Source organism: Amnibacterium endophyticum (genome assembly GCF_042680685.1).
Taxonomy (GTDB): Bacteria; Actinomycetota; Actinomycetes; order Actinomycetales; family Microbacteriaceae; genus Amnibacterium; species Amnibacterium endophyticum.
In genome coordinates this window covers 240,855-256,491 of record NZ_JBHUEA010000001.1, presented here as the reverse complement: position 1 = coordinate 256,491, position 15,637 = coordinate 240,855, and the positions used below count along the sequence as shown (strand labels likewise).

Annotated in this window: 14 protein-coding genes; 11 read left to right on the top strand and 3 right to left on the bottom strand. The window is 73.7% G+C overall.

Going from position 1 to position 15,637, the window contains the following annotated elements:
• Nucleotides 1–102: 102 nt before the first annotated feature.
• Complete coding sequence (locus ACFSBI_RS01215; RefSeq protein WP_377931363.1) at nucleotides 103–978, bottom strand: endo alpha-1,4 polygalactosaminidase; 876 nt, start codon at nucleotides 976–978, stop codon at nucleotides 103–105.
• Between the two features lie 295 nt (nucleotides 979–1,273).
• Between ACFSBI_RS01215 and ACFSBI_RS01210 the strand changes: the two genes are divergently transcribed.
• From ACFSBI_RS01210 to ACFSBI_RS01175, 8 genes are read left to right on the top strand one after another with little or no spacing between them, the layout of a single operon-like run.
• Complete coding sequence (locus ACFSBI_RS01210; protein WP_377931362.1) at nucleotides 1,274–1,894, top strand: hypothetical protein; 621 nt, start codon at nucleotides 1,274–1,276, stop codon at nucleotides 1,892–1,894.
• Nucleotides 1,891–2,802 (top strand): glycosyltransferase family 2 protein, encoded by a 912-nt coding sequence (locus ACFSBI_RS01205; RefSeq protein ID WP_377931361.1) that lies wholly within the window; start codon nucleotides 1,891–1,893, stop codon nucleotides 2,800–2,802. The genes ACFSBI_RS01210 and ACFSBI_RS01205 overlap by 4 nt, the downstream gene beginning before the upstream one ends.
• Nucleotides 2,803–2,849: 47 nt before the next feature.
• A complete protein-coding gene (locus ACFSBI_RS01200) occupies nucleotides 2,850–3,851 on the top strand; it encodes a WecB/TagA/CpsF family glycosyltransferase (RefSeq protein WP_377931360.1) in 1,002 nt (333 codons plus the stop codon).
• Nucleotides 3,844–4,971 carry a glycosyltransferase family 4 protein gene (locus tag ACFSBI_RS01195; protein ID WP_377931359.1) on the top strand — a complete coding sequence of 376 codons (1,128 nt, stop codon included), beginning with the start codon at nucleotides 3,844–3,846 and terminating at the stop codon, nucleotides 4,969–4,971. The genes ACFSBI_RS01200 and ACFSBI_RS01195 overlap by 8 nt, the downstream gene beginning before the upstream one ends.
• A complete protein-coding gene (locus ACFSBI_RS01190; protein WP_377931358.1) occupies nucleotides 4,968–5,894 on the top strand; it encodes a glycosyltransferase family 2 protein in 927 nt (308 codons plus the stop codon). The genes ACFSBI_RS01195 and ACFSBI_RS01190 overlap by 4 nt, the downstream gene beginning before the upstream one ends.
• Nucleotides 5,894–7,330: an O-antigen ligase family protein gene (locus tag ACFSBI_RS01185; protein ID WP_377931357.1), complete on the top strand. Its 1,437-nt coding sequence runs from the start codon at nucleotides 5,894–5,896 to the stop codon at nucleotides 7,328–7,330. The genes ACFSBI_RS01190 and ACFSBI_RS01185 overlap by 1 nt, the downstream gene beginning before the upstream one ends.
• Complete coding sequence (locus tag ACFSBI_RS01180; protein ID WP_377931356.1) at nucleotides 7,327–8,805, top strand: O-antigen ligase family protein; 1,479 nt, start codon at nucleotides 7,327–7,329, stop codon at nucleotides 8,803–8,805. The genes ACFSBI_RS01185 and ACFSBI_RS01180 overlap by 4 nt, the downstream gene beginning before the upstream one ends.
• A complete protein-coding gene (locus tag ACFSBI_RS01175; protein WP_377931355.1) occupies nucleotides 8,802–9,635 on the top strand; it encodes a WecB/TagA/CpsF family glycosyltransferase in 834 nt (277 codons plus the stop codon). The genes ACFSBI_RS01180 and ACFSBI_RS01175 overlap by 4 nt, the downstream gene beginning before the upstream one ends.
• Nucleotides 9,636–9,659: 24 nt before the next feature.
• On the opposite strand, the gene ACFSBI_RS01170 is transcribed toward ACFSBI_RS01175, so the two are convergent.
• Complete coding sequence (locus ACFSBI_RS01170) at nucleotides 9,660–9,782, bottom strand: hypothetical protein (RefSeq protein WP_377931354.1); 123 nt, start codon at nucleotides 9,780–9,782, stop codon at nucleotides 9,660–9,662.
• 351 nt (nucleotides 9,783–10,133) lie between these two features.
• Between ACFSBI_RS01170 and ACFSBI_RS01165 the strand changes: the two genes are divergently transcribed.
• The 3 genes from ACFSBI_RS01165 to ACFSBI_RS01155 all read left to right on the top strand — a co-directional run bounded on the left by ACFSBI_RS01165 (nucleotide 10,134) and on the right by ACFSBI_RS01155 (nucleotide 14,432).
• Entirely contained in the window at nucleotides 10,134–11,516 is a 1,383-nt protein-coding gene (locus tag ACFSBI_RS01165; protein ID WP_377931353.1) for an oligosaccharide flippase family protein, read from the top strand.
• On the top strand, nucleotides 11,513–12,397 hold the full coding sequence (locus tag ACFSBI_RS01160) for a hypothetical protein (protein WP_377931352.1): 885 nt from the start codon (nucleotides 11,513–11,515) through the stop codon (nucleotides 12,395–12,397). The genes ACFSBI_RS01165 and ACFSBI_RS01160 overlap by 4 nt, the downstream gene beginning before the upstream one ends.
• 187 nt (nucleotides 12,398–12,584) lie before the next feature.
• The gene (locus tag ACFSBI_RS01155; RefSeq protein ID WP_377931351.1) at nucleotides 12,585–14,432 is read left to right on the top strand and encodes a tyrosine-protein kinase domain-containing protein; all 1,848 of its coding nucleotides are present in this window, start codon (nucleotides 12,585–12,587) and stop codon (nucleotides 14,430–14,432) included.
• A 4-nt stretch (nucleotides 14,433–14,436) separates the two neighbouring features.
• Here ACFSBI_RS01155 and ACFSBI_RS01150 read toward each other — a convergent pair whose 3' ends face one another.
• Nucleotides 14,437–15,528 carry a hypothetical protein gene (locus ACFSBI_RS01150; RefSeq protein ID WP_377931350.1) on the bottom strand — a complete coding sequence of 364 codons (1,092 nt, stop codon included), beginning with the start codon at nucleotides 15,526–15,528 and terminating at the stop codon, nucleotides 14,437–14,439.
• Nucleotides 15,529–15,637: the final 109 nt, after the last annotated feature.

The following is a 15,637-nucleotide window of genomic DNA, read 5'->3' as shown; positions in this document are numbered from 1 at the left end:
CGTCGCGCGGGACCCGATGGTGGCGGACGAGCATCCCGAGCGCTGCTCGGACGAGCGCGACACGCCGCGTCCGTACCCCCCTCTGGGGCGGTCCGGGCACTGTCAGCAGGCGTCGTACCGGTAGTCCGGCTTCCCCTCCGGCACCACCAGACGGTCGCGCAGAATGATCGAGATCCGACCGCCCCGCGCAGCGCACGCGCGGGGGAACGGGTCGCCCGACTCGTCCGTGTACTCGATCTCGAACACTCGCGCGCCGTAGGCGTCGGTGTACGAGTCGCACTCGTCGAAGACCTCGCAGGACTCCGTGATCGCGAAGTCGAATCCTGCGGTCTCGCGGCCCTCGTCCTTGAGCACCGCTCCGTTCTTCTGCGCTGCGGCGAGCCGATGGTCGTGTGCGACGTCGACGAGGGAGCGCGCCAACGCCAGGTTGTCGGCGACGCTGATGCGATCGTTCGACCGGTACCACGAGTCGAGGTTGTCGAACTCGACGGCGTCAAACCCCTTGGCCGCGCAGCCCCGGATCCAGGCGGACACGATCTTCACGAGGGCCGCACGGTGCTCGGCGGTCGACGTGTCGAGCAGGTACTGTCCCGGCCAGTTCGGATCCTCGACCGGTGACCCGTCGATGCGCAGCAGCAGATCGGGGTGCCGCCGCATCCAGAACCCCTCGTCGACCACCTGGGTCTCGAAGGCGTTGACGTAGCAGACGTTGTAGTGGCGCGGCGCGGGCTTCGTGTCCCGGTCGCGCACGACGACCGCGGCACGGGGCTGCGGGGAGTACGGGCCCCCGATCTGGTAGTCGAACCCGGAGTTCGCGGGCGGGAGCCGCCACGGCGGGGCGGTGCGCGATCCACCGGCGCTCTGCTGCGCCGCAAGGGCGAGCAGTGCGACGATCACGACCCCGGCAGCGGCCAGGATCGCGGCCGCCAGGGGCAGCCGGGGTGATCGACGGCGCGGGAGGCGACGAAGCGTCCCCATCTGCACCTCCGAGTCGGTCCTGCGTGATCGCGCTGTGCCCCGAACGGGGGCGTGGAGGCGACGCTCGCGCCCCTCCGTAGACTGCATACACCCACCTCACCTCCGGAGCGGGCGTCGAACTCGGATGCGCCCGGTCCGATGTCGTCTCGACATCCGGCGATTCCTCGCAGTCGGGCTCGGCGCTTCCGCCCCGATCGAAGGATCCCCGTTGGCCCAGTCCCCGTCCCGTGCCGGCCCTTCTGCACCCGCTCGACGTCGTGCTGCGGACGGACGACGGGCGGCGGCGAGGGCGCGGGTGGTCCAGGTCGATCCGCGGCGCGTGCTGGTGCGCGGTGTCGTGATCATCGCGATCACCCTGGTGCTCGGCCTCGTCTCCCGCTTCCTGCTTCCCTTCGGCACCTTCGCCTACCACCTGCTCGACATGGACGGGGAGCGCAGCGTCCCGGCGGTCGTCAGCGGCGGTCTGCTCCTCGCGGGGGGTCTGGTCGTGTTCGTCGTCGCGCCGCCCGCGCTGCTCTACCGGCTGCTGGGGATCGGGCTCGTCTTCTCGGCCTTCGACGAGGTCCTCGCGATCCACGAGCACCTGCAGCGATTCACGGGGGTGAACTGGATCAAGCTCTACCTGCCCGTGTTCGCCGCCTGCATCGTCGTCGGGGTCCTGCTGCTCAGGCGTCTCCGCACGGAGGCACCGCGCGCGATCCCGCTCTTCGTCGCGGGATCCGCCTGCTGGGTGCTGGCGCAGGGCTTCGAGTGGCTCGAGTGGCGGGGCACCGATGACGCGCAACCCGGCTACCTGCCGATGATGTTCGCGGAGGAGACGCTGGAGGACCTCGGCTCGCTGCTGATCCTGGTCGTGGTCCTGGTCGTCGGGCGGACGGTCGCGACCCCGCGCGTGGAAGGCGGGGCGGGACGATGAGCGTGTCCGTGGTCGTGCCGGCGTACGACTCCTGCGAGACGGTCGAGGCCGCGATCCGCTCAGCGCTGAACCAGACCGTGCCGCCGCTCGAGGTGCTCGTGGTGGACGACGCCTCCTCCGACGCCACGGCGGCCGTCGTCGAACGGATCGCGCGCGATGAACCCGCGGTCCGACTCGTCCGCCTCCCCGCCAACGCCGGTGTGTCGGCTGCTCGGAACACGGGTATCGGGCTGGCCCGGGGGCGGTGGATCGCGCTGCTCGACGCGGACGACGTCTGGCTCCCGGACAAGCTGGAGGTGCAGCTCGCGTTCGCCGCGGACGATCCGCGGCTCGACCTGATCGGGGCCTGGTTCGTCGAGCAGTTCGGCGAGCGGCTGGGAGCCGTGCGGGAGGAGTTGTGGTGGCCCTCGGCGCTGCTCGTCAAGCGCGAGGTCTTCGACGACCTGTTGTTCGACCCGTGTTGGCGCACCTCCGAGCTGCCCGAGTTCTTCTCCAGGTTCGACGAGCGCTTCACCCGCGACGGCGTGCGACGACCGCTGCTGCGCTACCGGATGAACACGACCGGTGTCGCGCACCGCACCTTCATCACCGAGCGCATGGCGTGGCTGCTGATCGGGGAGAACCGGCGTCGCCGCCGAGCGGGTCGGGACGAGATCGCCTTCGACGATCTGCAGCGCTGGTTCCGATCCGCCTACTCGGCTCCTCGACAGCGGAGGCTCCACACCAGGTGGCGGTCGGAGCGGCTGCTGCGCAGCGCGGCGATGGCCGCGTCGGAGCGTCGCTTCGGCCGGGCCGTCGTGCTCGGGGTCGGCGGGGTGCTGCTGGCGCCGACCGCGGTCCTCGCCCACCGGAGGCGGCTGGGGTCGGTGCGCCGCGCGGCCGGACAGCGCAGGGTGACCGGCGAGTGAACCACTCCGGAGGTCGTCGCCGCGGTGCGGGCTCGTGCTCCCGGCCGGTGCTCGACGGGTCCGTCCCGCCTGGCGCCTACGCCATCGGCCGGATCTTCTGCGAGCCGCTGACCTATCGGGAGGCCGAGGCGCGGATCGACGGCTTCGTCGACTCGGACCGGCCGCACCTGGTGCTCACACCGAACATGGCGCAGGTCGAGCAGGCTGACCGCTCGCCCCATCTGGCCGAGGCGTTCCGCTCGGCCAGCATGGCGACCCCGGACGGCTGGCCGCTCGTCGCCGCGCTGCGGCTCCTCGGCGCCCGCTCCGCCCGCACCCGCGTCACCGGCTCGGACCTCACGCCGTTGCTCTGCGCACCAGATCGTCGCGTCGCGATCGTCGGCGGCCGGGACGACTCGGCTCGCCTGGCCGCCGACGAGCTGGTGCGGCGCAACCCCAGGCTGCGCGTCGTGCTGGTGGAGCCGGTGCCGCCCGCGGAGCTCGCCGATCCGCGGGCTCGGGAGGCGCTGGTGGCCCGCATCGCCGACGCAGGCGCCGACCTGATCTTCGTCGGCCTCGGCGTGCCCAAGCAGGAGCGGCTGGCGCTCGAGGTCCTCGACGCGCTCGACCGCGGCGTGGTCCTCTGCGTCGGCGCGACGATCGAGTTCATCGCCGGCACAGTGCCGCGGAGCCCGCTGTGGATGCAGCGCCTCGGCGTCGAGTGGCTCCACAGGACGCTCCGCGACCCCCGATCGATGGCGAAGCGCTACGTCACCTCGCTGCCGACATTCGTCTGGCACGTCGCTGGCGCACTCAGGGCGGGGGCCGCCGCCCGGCGCCGGACCGGGGCCGGGAGCACGGGGGCCGGCGACTCCGCGCAGGTCCTCCGGAACGGCTGGTGGCTGGTTCTGGCCGGGGCCGCGGGTGGCTTCGGCGTCGCCCTGATGATGACCCTCGCCGCCGCGTCCTTGCGGGCCGAGGACTGGATCGACCTGGCGCTCGGCATGGTCGTCGGCGCGCTCGCGGGGCTGGGGCTGGCCGTCCTCCGCTCCCGGTACGTCCATGGATGAGCGACGAGCGACGGGCGACATGGCCGCGGCAGGGGAGCTCTGGCGCAGCGCCGCCGGGGAGCGCCGTGACCCGCGCCAGCGAGTCGTCTTCCTCAGCGGAGCGGCCGAGCCGTGGGGCGCGGAGCACAGCCTCCGCGCGATCGCCTCGCGGCTGCCCGAGCACGGGATGGCCGTGGAGGTGTGGTGCTCGTCCGAATCGACCACCGCGTTCCTCCGGCAGCGGCCGGGCCTCCGCGTGCGACGGATCGCCACGGCGCACGGTCGTGCCGCGACCGTCCTCGCGTTCGGCCGCGCGCTCCTCGCCGAGCGCCCCGCTGTCGCCGTCGTGTTCAGCCTCTACCTGCTGCCGGTGGTGGCGCTCTGCCGTGCCCTCGGCACACCGACCCGCTTCGTCCTGGACCTGCACGACATGCCCCGCGGTCGGGGGGACCTGCTGGCCGTCCACCTGCTCGGGTCCCTCTCCTCGGGCCTGATCGCGATCAGCCGCTCGACCGCCCAGTGGGCCCGCCGCATCAGGGCTCCCCAGCGCATCGTGCCGCGGCCGATGGAGGGCCCCGCGGCGCCCCCGCGTGACGCTCCCCGGGCGCCCTTCCGTCTCGGCGTCGTCGGCCGCCTCGACCCGGAGAAGCGCATCGAGCTCGCAATCGCCGCGGTCGCCCAGGTGCCGCAGGCCGTGCTCGTCGTCTACGGCAGCCCCGGTGTCGACGGCGGTCGGTACGCGGAGGGCCTGCGCGACCTCGCCGAGTCCACGGCGCCCGGGCGGGTCCTGTTCCAGGGGCGGCGCCCGCCCGCCGAGATCTACCCCGACCTCGACGCCCTCATGGTCGCGAACGACCGGGAACCGAGCGGTCGCTCGGTCGGCGAGGCGATGCTCGCCGGCATCCCGGTCATCACGCCGGACCGGGGCGGTGCGGTCGAGTTCCACGAGCCGGATACGAGCGGCATCCAGTTCACGGCGGGCGATGCCGACGGTGCGGCCGACGCGCTCCGATCCCTGATCGACGACCGTCGGCGCTACGCGGCGATCGCCGTCGCCGGGCAGCGGCGGCTCCTGGACGAGCGGGATCCCGCCGCCGTCGCCGCCTGCTACGCCCACGCGCTCAGGGAGCTGGCCGGATGACCGGGATCGGGCAGCTGCGCACCGAGGACGTCACGGCGGTCATCCCGACGACCGGGCGGGCGAGCCTGCCCCGGGCCGTGCGGTCCGTCCTCGACCAGACGTCTCCCGTCGGCGAGGTGATCGTGTGCAACGACGGCACCCGGCCGCTCCCGATGTTCGCGGACGCACGCGTGCGCGTCGTCGAGGTCGGACCTCGGGCGGGCGGGAACACGGCCCGGATGGCGGGCGTCCGCGCCGCGCGGACACCGCTCGTGGCGCTGCTCGACGACGACGACCGGTGGTTGCCCGGCTTCGGCGCGGCGCTGCTCGAGCACGTCGCGCCGCTGGGGGCGGAGGAGGCCTGGGTCGCGGGCTGCCGGATCCTGCGGGAGGACGGCTCGGTCTACCCGAAGAGGCTGAAGACGCCGGACGAGGACCTGCTGGGCTACGCCTTCCGTTTGCGCCGAAGCGGGGGCAAGGGGGCCTTGCCCACCTCGACCCTGCTGTTCCCGCGCCGGTTGGCGCTCGAGGTGCCCTGGCGGACGGACCTCCGGTTCCACCAGGACCTGACCTGGCTCATCGACCTCTACCGCGCGCACCCGCACCTCCGCGTCGCGCAGGCACCGGCAGCGCTCGTGGAGATGGACGACAGCCCGGGATCCATCACCAAGTCCATCGACGTCGGCGCCTCCATGCGCTGGGCGGAGGCGGAGCTGCTCGAGTCGTTCGGCCGCCGCCGCGAGTACGGCGACTTCCTCCTGTCCCGGTATCCGCTCCGGACGGCCGTCGACGCGCGTCGATGGGGCCAGGCGCTCGGAGTCGTGTCGAGGGGCGTCGTCCGCGGCCGGCCGGGCCTGCCGGCGGTCGCCTACGCGCTCGCCTACGCCGTCCGGTCGGGCCTGCGCGGCGCGGAAACGGGCCGCGGGAACGCGAGGACCACGTGATGACGGCGCCGTGGCCCGCGTCCTCGCGCATCCTGCTCGGGCTGGTCCTGGCCGGCTCGGCGAGTGCCGTCGCGCTGCTCGGCGCGCCGCTGCTCGGCAGGGGGGCGGTGCTCGGCTTCGCCGTGCTCGGCTTCGCGGCTGCGCTCGTCGTGCCGATCCGGGTCGTCCCGGCGATCGGGCTCCTCGTCTACGCGCTGGTGCCGTATCGGCTGATGCCGCACCTGCTGGCCGCGGGAGTCGCGCCGGGGTCGGTGCTGCTCGTGGTGTGGGCGTTCCGCCGGGCCGCCGCCGGGCGCCGGACGGGGGCGGAGCGACCGCGGCGTGGACTCGTCGTCCGCGCCGTCCTGCTGCTCCTGGTGCTCGTCGCGGTACTCGCCTGGATCCTCTCCCCCCTCCGCTCGCAGAGCGCGCTGTGGACGGTGAACTGCGTGCTCGCCCTCGTGGCGGTCCTGAGCGTCGCCGATCTCTCGCAGGAGGCCGCGGTGCTGCGGCGCGCCTGGCCCGTCATCGGCTCCGTCGTCGGCGCCTATGCCGTCCTGAACCACCTGCTGCGCAGCAACCCCGTCTACGACGCCGTCTACGCCCTCAACGGCGAGGTGGACAAGCAGGTCTGGTCCGTGTACCGGTCGACCGCCTCGCTCGGCCACCCGATCCTGGTCGGCCTCTTCCTCGCGTGCGGCTGCGTGCTCGCCCTCGGCGCGTTCGCCCGCGGCTCCCGCTGGTGGCTGGTCGCGGTCCTGCTCACCGCGGGCGGCCTCGCGACGACGTCCTCCCGCGGGTCCTTCTTCGCGGTGGGGGTGGCGGTCCTCGTCGGTGCGGTCGTGGCGGTTGCGATGAGCAGGGCGGTGCTCCGCCGCTTCGCGTCCGTGCTCGTCGTCGGCGCGGGCGCCGCAGCCGTCGCGGTGGTCGCGCTGCCCGCGCTCCTCGAGCGGTTCGGCAGCTCCGAGGCGCACGGCTCGTTCGTGCAGCGGACGCGCACGTACGACATCGTCTTCAGCGCCTGGACGCAGCACCCGCTGCTGGGCACCGGTGGCGGTACTGCCGCGGACGCGGTCGGCGACGCGATCCTCAGCCTGCGCTACATCGAGAACTGGTACCTGCAGCTCCTGCTCGGCCTCGGTGCCGTCGGCCTGCTGGTGGTCGCGGCCCTCGTCGTCGCGCTGATCACGACCGCGGCCCGCGACCGCGACCTGCCGGCGGCGATGCTCGCCGTGACGTTCTGCACCGTCATCGCCACGTTCGACGCCGACGATCACGCCGCGACTCTCTTCCTGCTCGCCCTCGTGGTCGTCGTGGTGGTCGGAGGGCACGCGCAGTCGCGGCCGTCGGCGGAAGGGTGCAGCGGGCTCGATCTCCTCCGCGCCGGCCCGTTCGGACAGCGCCGGTCGGCTCGTCCGGCTGGCCCGGCGAAGGCGGACGTCGGGGGTGCGCGATGAGGGTGCCGCGGTCCCCGGCCCTCTGGGCGCCGCTCGCGCTGCTCCTGGGCGGGTTCATGAGCGCCGCGGCGCTCATCGGCGCACCGCTGCTCGGGAGGAGCGCCCCGGTGGACGGCGTCATCGTCATCGTCATCGTCGCCGCGCTCTGGCTCGCCGCGGCGTTCGCCGTGCCGACGAGAGCGCTCCCGACGATGGCGATCCTGGTCTACGCGCTCATCCCCTACCGCGTGCTGCCCGGAGCGGTGCTGCTCCTGATCTGGTCGGTGCGCCGGGCGGCCGCGGCACGACGGGTCGGGCCGTGGCCGTCGCGCGGCGGCGTGGCGGTGCTCGCGATCGTGAGCGCTCTGCTGCTGGTCGCGGTCCTCAGCCTGGTCGTCTCGCCCTACCGCGGGGCCAGCGCGGCGTGGACCGTGAACTGCCTGCTCGCGCTCGGCGCCGTCGTCGTCGTCGGCGACTGCCGCAGCGAGGCCGCGTCACTGCGCCGCGTCTGGCCCGCGGTCGGCGCCGTCGTCGGTGCCTACGCCGTCCTGGAGTACGTCCTTCGCCGCAACCCCGTCTACGGCGCCGTCGACCAGCTCATCGGCGGCGCGGCTGTCCAGAACTGGTCCGGCTACCGGTCGACCGCCTCCCTCGACCACCCCGTCTACCTCGGCATGTTCCTGGCGTGCAGCTGCGCGCTCGCCGTCGGCGCGTTCGCACGGGGTTCCCGTTGGTCGCTGGTCGCCGTCGTGCTCACCGGGGGAGGGCTCGTGACGACGCTCTCGCGCGGCGCCTTCCTCGCGCTCGGAGTCGCGGGCGTCGTCGGGGCGATCTTGGCCGCGTTCGCCGGCAGGGCCGTGCTCCGCCGGTTCGCGGCCGTGCTCGTCGTCGCTGCGGCCATCACGGCCGTCGCGCTGCCCGTGCTCCTCGAGCGGTTCGGCAGCTCGGAGGCGCAGGGCTCGGTCACGCAGCGGACGCGCACGTACGACATCGTGTTCAGCGCCTGGACGCAGCATCCGGTGCTGGGCACCGGTGGCGGCACGGCTGCCGACGCGGTCGGCGACGCGATCCTCAGCCTGCGCTACATCGAGAACTGGTACCTGCAGATCCTCCTCGGCCTCGGCGCCGTCGGACTGCTGGTGGTCGCGGCGCTCGTCGCCGCGCTGCTCACGACTGCGGTTCGACGCCGCGACCTGCCCGCCGCGATGCTCACCGCCGCGTTCTGCGTCGCCATCGCCACGTACAACGCGGACGACCGGGCGGCGACCCTCTTCCTCCTCGCCCTCGTGGTGGTCGTGGTCGTCGGGGGAGGCGGGGCCGCGGTCGCGCCCGGGCGGCTCGCCACCGGCCGGGAGACACCCGCCACCCCCATGAGGGTTCCCGATGCAAACCGGAGTGGGGGTGGCGACGAACTCCTGGTCCTGCCCAGAATGCTCCTCTGGCGCCGCTTCGTGCTCCTCCCCAGACGCCGACCCTTGGAACCGCACCTCTCGTGACCTCTCACTCCCACGGCTTCTACGCCCGCTCCTCCCGCTCGGACAGGTCCGGGCTGCGAGGGTCGGGCCGCACGGCCGTCCCGCACCCCTTCGATGAGGCGTCGGTCGCCGGCGTGCCGGTCGCCGTCACGACGATGGACCGAGCAGTGGAGTGGTTGCAGGACTGGACCGAGCGCCGTCGTGGGGGTATCGACGTGCGGCTCGTCAACGCCTACTCGGTCGTGGCCATGCACGAGGACCACGACTACCTCGCGCTCGCTCGCCGGTCCGGTGTCTCCTTCCCGGACGGGGCGCCGGTCGCCGCCGTCCTGCGACTGCTGCGCGGCCGCCGCGACGCGCGCCGGGTCCGCGGCCCGTCGTTCTTCACGGCCTCGTTCGACCGCTCGGCGGGCACCGGGGTCGGGGAGTTCCTCCTCGGCACCACGGAGGACACCCTGACGGGCATCGAGCGCGCTGCGGCTGTCCGGTGGCCCGAGCTGAAGATCGCCGGCGCCTGGGCCCCGCCGTTCCAGGAGCAGGTCGACGCCGACTACGTGGCGCTCTGCCGCGACCGCATCGCTGCGAGCGGCGCGGACCGGGTGTGGATCGCCCTCGGCACGCCCAAGCAGGACCGGCTCGCCGAGCGGCTGGCGCAGGAGCTGCAGATGCCGTGCATCGGGGTGGGTGCGGCCTTCGACTTCGTCGCCGGGAACAAGCGCGAAGCGCCGGAGCTCCTGCAGCGGCTCGGCGTCGAGTGGCTGCACCGCCTCCTGACCGAACCGCGGCGCCTCTGGCGGCGCTACCTGCTCGGGAACCTGCAGTTCCTCTGGCTGGTCGTCCGTCACCGCTGAGCGGCGACGGCGCAGCCGATCGGGTCAGCGGCCGGCGATCCAGCGCTTGACGTTCCGCTCGAACCTCCACCGCGCGCGCAGCTCGAGCCTCGCGCGGCCGAGCCGCAGCGGTCGGACGTTCCGGATGTCGTTGGGGATGATGCTCATCATCGAGTGCTCTCCGTCGGGCGTCGAGGCGGGCGCGTCGTCGCTGCCCGGTCGCCGCACCGTAATTGATCCGTCGCGGCTCCGCCAGACCTGCCTCGCCGGGGTCGCCGGTGATCGGCCTCCTCGGCGACCGGTGCTCCTCGGCTCGCTCCGCGCGGGAGGGGCGCCGGGAGTCGTCCGTAGACTCCTGTACGGACGGGCGGTCGCTCGTCCGCACGCGGTCACGCTTCCACGCTCGGCCGTCGGAGAGGCGGAGAGGGTGAGCGCCATCCGCACCGCACTCCGGCCGGACCACGCGGGACCCGGGCGGCGCGTGCTCGAACCGCGGTGGGCCTGCGAGGTGAGCGCCGCGTGAGCGCTCGACGACCCGCGGCGGCGTCGAGCGCGGAGCCCGGGGTGGAGCGCCCGCGGACGAGGTCGTTCCGCGGCGGCGTGGTCCTGTCGCTGCTGGGCTACGCCCTGCCGCCCGCCGCGTCGCTCGCCGCGACACCCCTGCTCGCCCGGGCGCTCGGGGTCGACGGACGGGGCTATCTGGCTGCGGCGACCGCTCCGGTGCTGCTGCTGGTGACGATCGGGGCGCTCGGCCTCCCGCAGGCCCTCACCTACTTCGTCGCGTCGGGTGTCGCGAGGGTGCGGTCCCTGGCCTCGAGAGCCCTCCTGCTGACGGCGATCGTCGGCGCGGTGCTGACCGCGGTTCTGATCGCCCTGGCGGATCTGATCTCGGGCGGATCCGTCCCCCGGACCGATCTCGTCGTCGTCGCCGCGCTGTCCATCGTCCCGACCTTGATGATCGGGGTGCTCCGCGGCATCGCGATGGGGCGGCACCAGTGGCGTGCGGTGGCATGGGAGCGCGCCGTCTCGTCGATCGCGCGGCTCGCCGTGATCATCGCGCTCGCGGTGCTGGGCGAGCTGAACCTCTTCACCGCGGTGCTCTGCTCCGTGTACGTGCCGCTGCTCGGCGTGCTCCCGTACGTCGCGCTCGCGGTCTTCGGGCGCCGGCACGAGCACGCACCGGTGGGCGACCCGGTGGGCTGGCGCCGCTTCGGTGGGTACGGGCTGCGGATCTGGGCCGGCTCGCTGACCGGCGTGCTGCTCATGCGGGTCGACCAGGCGCTGATGGCGCCGCTGTCGACCGCCTTCGAGCTCGGCCTCTACGTCGTGGCCGTCAACGTGAGCGAGGTGCCGCTCATCGTGAACGCGGCCTTCCGCGACGTGACCTTCGCGTCCGAGTCGCAGCGGGTCGACGACGGTCGAGTCGTGCGTGCCGCCCAGTCCTCCCTGCTCCTGACCGGCGCGATCGGGCTGGTGATCTGCGGCTCGCTGCCGCTCTGGCTCGTGCCCCTGTTCGGGGCGGAGTTCGCCCCGGCTGCACCCCTCGTGGTGCTGATGACGGCGGCGGTCGTGGTGGGTACGCCCGGGTCCATCGCGGGATCGACCCTGAGCGGACGCGGTGCGCCGCAGCTGCGCAGCTGGTCGCTCGCCATCGCCTGCCTCGTAAATGTCGCGCTCGTCGTCCTCCTCATCCCGGTCCTCGGGGCCTACGGCGCAGCGCTCGCGACCCTCGTCGGCAACCTGGTCTCGAGCAACCTCAACATCGTGTGGCTCACCCGCCGCGCCGACCTCCGATTCCTCGACTTCTATCGCATCTCGCCGGAGGTCCTCGTCGGCGCGGCGCGCGAGATCCCCCGTCTTCACACCCGCCTCCGTCAGCGCGGCGCTCGAGGGCGGCGGTGATCGCCCGGCTCCGGCGGTTCCTCAGACTGACCCGCCGCGCGATCGTCGCGCTCGTCGTCGAGTGGTACTACACCGCGTCCACGCCGCTGCGGGCCCGCCGGCGGTACGTGCCGACCTCGGGGATCGAGGTCTCGCTGACCTCCCACGGTGAGCGCCTCCAGCGCGTGCACGTCGCGGTCGAGTCGATCCTTCGCGGCGCAGCGCGGCCGCGGCGGGTGATCCTCTGGGTCGACGACGCCGTGTGGGCGCGGCATCCGCCGAAGCGGATCCTGTCGCAGCTCGGTCGGGGCCTCGAGGTCCGCCTGAGCCAGGACTTCGGTCCGCACACCAAGTACTTCCCGTACTGCACCCGGGTCGCTGGGCCCTCGGGCACGGCCTTCGTGACGGCGGACGACGACATCATCTATCCCCGGCGGTGGCTGTCGGGCCTCCTGCGGGGCGCAGCGGAGCACCCGGACGACGCGATCGCCTACCTGGTGCGTCGGATCGAGCTGCACGACGGGGAACTCCTGCCGTACCGCCGCTGGGGGCCGGTCCTGGACGGCTCCATCGGCGTCGAAAACTTCGCGCTCGGGGTGTCGGGGGTGCTCTACCCGCCGGCGTTCGCCGCGCTGGTGCAGCAGCTGGGGGAGCGCTTCCTCGTCGTCTGCCCGCGGGCCGACGACGTCTGGATCAACAGCGTCCTCCTGCAGGCGTCGGTGCGGGTGCGCCCCGTCGAGCGCGCCGCGCCCCTCTTCCCGACCGTTTGGAGCACGGACGCGTCCGCGCTGCGGCACGCGAACGTGGCGGGCGGGGAGAACGACGCGCAGATCGCCGGCACCTACACCGCGACCCTGCGGGCACGGCTGATCGAGGCGGCAGGGCCGGGGCGGCACGGCTGACGGGCCGCATCGGTCCGGGCGATGCCGGCACGGAGCGTCGCGTACCGGTGGCGGCACGTCGGGGAAGGCCGTGCTGGCCCCTGAAGTCGGGATGGGCGCAGCGGGCTCCGATTCCTATGCTGGCCGCACCCGACCCCGCTGCCCAGCGCGCCCACCCAGCGCCCGGGGAGCACCTGAGGAAGCACCCGTGGACCTCCGCGCCTATCTCTCGACCCTCCGCCGAAGCTGGTACCTGCTCGCCGCGCCCGTGGTCCTCGGCCTCGTCGCCGCGATCGTCGTCCTCGCCGTGCAGACGCCGAAGTACCTGTCGACGGCGAACGTCTACGTCTCCGTGGGGAACGCGTCGAACGCGAACGACCTGAGCCAGGCGAACAGCTTCGCCCAGTCGGCGGCCGCGAACTTCGCGGCGCTCGCGGAGCAGCCGTACGTGCTGTACGCCGTCAAGCAGCAGCTCGGGCTCTCGCTCACCTCCGACCAGATCGCGAAGGAGATGACGACGAGCGTGCAGCAGAACACCTCGATCATCTCCATCGACGTGCTCAACCCCTCGCCGACGCAGGCGAAGCGGATCGCGGATGCGACGGCGGAGCAGCTGTCGACCGCGGTGTCGGTGCTCAACCCGAGCGCGGCCGACGGCACGCAGAGCGTCAAGGTCACGGTGGTCCGGACCGCGACGGTCGCCGAGTCCGCCACCGTCCCGAATCGACCGCTCGGCCTCGCCCTCGGGCTGCTCGGCGGGCTGCTGCTCGGCGTGCTCCTCGTGATCCTCCGCGAGCTGCTGGACACCCGGGTCCGCAGCACGGGAGACCTGCAGAAGCTGGTCGGGTCCCCGGTCGTCGGACAGATCCCGCGCACCCCTTCGGTGGCGGCTCACCCGCTCGTCCTGGTCGACGACCCGGCGAGCGCGGCCGCCGAGGGATTCCGGCTGCTGCAGCTGAACACCGAGTACCTCCGCGCGCCCGGCGGCGCGGTCACCGTCGGCATCGCCTCGGCGACGCCGTCGGAGGGCAAGTCGACCGTCGCGGGCAACCTCGCGCTCGCGCTCGCGGCGGCGGGGCACCACGTGGCGCTCGTCGACGCCGATCTGCGCCGCCCCCGGCTCCACGAGATGTTCGGCCTCGACAACGGGCTCGGTCTGACGGAGGTGCTGGTGGGCCGCGCCGACGTGCACGACGTCATGCAGACGTGGGGCGCCGGTGACACCCGGCTCGTGGTGGTGCCTGCGGGGGCGACGCCGCCGAACCCCGGAGAGCTGCTGCAGTCGCCCCGGCTCCGCACCGCCCTCGAGCGTCTGGCCGAGGAGGCCGACGTGGTGATCGTGGACGGCCCGCCGCTGCTCGCGGTCGCGGACTCCGCCGTCCTCGCCCGGACGGTCGATGCCGTGCTGCTGGTGGTGTCGCTGCAGCGCAGCCACCGGGCTCCGGTGGCGCGAGCGGTCAGCGCCCTGGAGAACGTCGGCGCGAGCGTGCTCGGCACCGTCGCGACCATGACACGGCCGACCCGGGCCGACTCCGACGCGTATCTGCGCTACACGAAGCACGCCGAGGAGACCCGCTCCGAGCAGGACGGGGCGACCCGCGCCGACGCCCGCCTGCGGCTGCCGCGGCTCGGCCGGCGGGACGGGGCAGCCGGCCCTTCGGCTCGGGACCGCGCGGACGAGTCCGCCGCGGCCACCGTGGACGCGTGGTTCCGGACCGAGCCCGAGCCCGAGCAGGCGCGGGAGCCCGAGCAGACCGTCGCGCCGGAGCACGAGCCGGTGGTCGAGCCCGAGCCCGAGCCCGAGCCCGAGCCCGAGCCCGAGCCCGAGCAGGCGCCGGAGCCGGAGTCGGAGCACGAACCGGTGGTCGCCCGCGCGGAGGAGCCCGCCGTCGAGGAGCGGGCGCCGACGCGCACCGGAGGCCGCCCGACGCGGGTGCCCGCAGCTCGCGACATGGACGCCCGCGCCCTGCGGGCCGTGAAGCGCAGCATGTCGGCGGAGGAGCTGCGGATCCTGCGCGGTTTCTCCGACCGGCGGGACTCCCGCTTCGGAGCCTGAGGGCTCAGTCGACGCGCCGCGGCTGCCGCGGCCGTGCCCAGAGCAGCACGGCCAGCGGCAGCAGCGGCGTCAGGTGCCGCAGCGCCGACCCGTAGTCCGGTTCGAACAGCGCCTGCACCGCCACGAAGGCGAGCAGCAGGGCGGCGCAGGAGCGCTCGACGACGTCGGGCCCCGCCACGAGCGTGCGCCGGACCGCGATCGCGGTCCGCACCCAGAACACGGCGAAGACGAGCGCGAGCACGGCGTAGTAGACGCCGCCCTTCAGCATCAGCGGCAGCGGGACCATCAGTGCGAGCAGCTGCAGCGGTGCGTTGAGCATCCCCGTCAGCAGCGTGCCGCCCGGGACGAAGGCGGTGATCAGCGTCGCGGCGTCGTCGGAGCCGACGCGGTACTCGTTCGACGACGTCCGGATCGAGTCGGCGGAGCCGCCGAGCGCCACGCCGACCGCACCGGCGAGCAGCACCGAACCGGCGAGCAGCGCGACCAGCAGCCAGACCAGGCGGGGACGGCGGGCGAGCAGCACCTGCAGCGCGACCCACGCCCCGAGCACGATGAACCAGTAGGTGCGGAACACGAGGGCGTAGCCGATGATCGCGAGGCCGGTCAGCACCTGCGCGACCCAGCGCCGTCCGGGCAGCACGGCGAGCAGGACGATGGGGAGGACGAAGACGTCCTTGGAGTAGGTGCCGAGGTAGACGGCGGACAGCAGCACCGCGACGAAGAAGAGGACGGTGGCCGAGAGCGCTGCATCGGGTCGGAGCAGGCGGCGACCGGCGACCGCGAGCACGGCGAAGGCGGCGAAGAACCCGAGCAGCGAGGCGAGAGTGGCGTCGTCGATCAGCCCGAGCGCCTTGTAGACGGCGGCGACGGACTCGTAGGCCGGGTCGACGACGTGCAGCGTGCCCTGCCCGATCGCCTGGATGCCCTTCGCGTCGTAGGAGAAGCGCTCCGGCAGCACGGTGTCCCGCAGCAGCACCAGGATCACCCCGGCGATCAGCGTGGCGACGACGATGAGGCCGCGGATGACGGCCGTCCGGCCCGCCGCGCCCTCGTCGACGGGGGGCCGCCCGGGGTCGAGCCGGACGGGACTGGTCATCGCAGCACGCTACGCGCGGCACGCGGCTGCGTCGCGGAGGCGGTCGCCCCGAGACCGGGGGGCGTCGGGGCCTCGTCCACAGCCCTCCCTCTGGGGCGTGTCCGCCTCG

Coding starts and splice junctions, on each gene's coding strand:
- ACFSBI_RS01185 (WP_377931357.1), top strand. CDS start 5,894: ATGACGGCGCCGTGGCCCGCGTCCTCGCGCATCCTGCTCGGGCTGGTC.
- ACFSBI_RS01170 (WP_377931354.1), bottom strand. CDS start 9,782: ATGAGCATCATCCCCAACGACATCCGGAACGTCCGACCGCTGCGGCTC.
- ACFSBI_RS01190 (WP_377931358.1), top strand. CDS start 4,968: ATGACCGGGATCGGGCAGCTGCGCACCGAGGACGTCACGGCGGTCATC.
- ACFSBI_RS01180 (WP_377931356.1), top strand. CDS start 7,327: ATGAGGGTGCCGCGGTCCCCGGCCCTCTGGGCGCCGCTCGCGCTGCTC.
- ACFSBI_RS01150 (WP_377931350.1), bottom strand. CDS start 15,528: ATGACCAGTCCCGTCCGGCTCGACCCCGGGCGGCCCCCCGTCGACGAG.
- ACFSBI_RS01215 (WP_377931363.1), bottom strand. CDS start 978: ATGGGGACGCTTCGTCGCCTCCCGCGCCGTCGATCACCCCGGCTGCCC.
- ACFSBI_RS01205 (WP_377931361.1), top strand. CDS start 1,891: ATGAGCGTGTCCGTGGTCGTGCCGGCGTACGACTCCTGCGAGACGGTC.
- ACFSBI_RS01195 (WP_377931359.1), top strand. CDS start 3,844: ATGGATGAGCGACGAGCGACGGGCGACATGGCCGCGGCAGGGGAGCTC.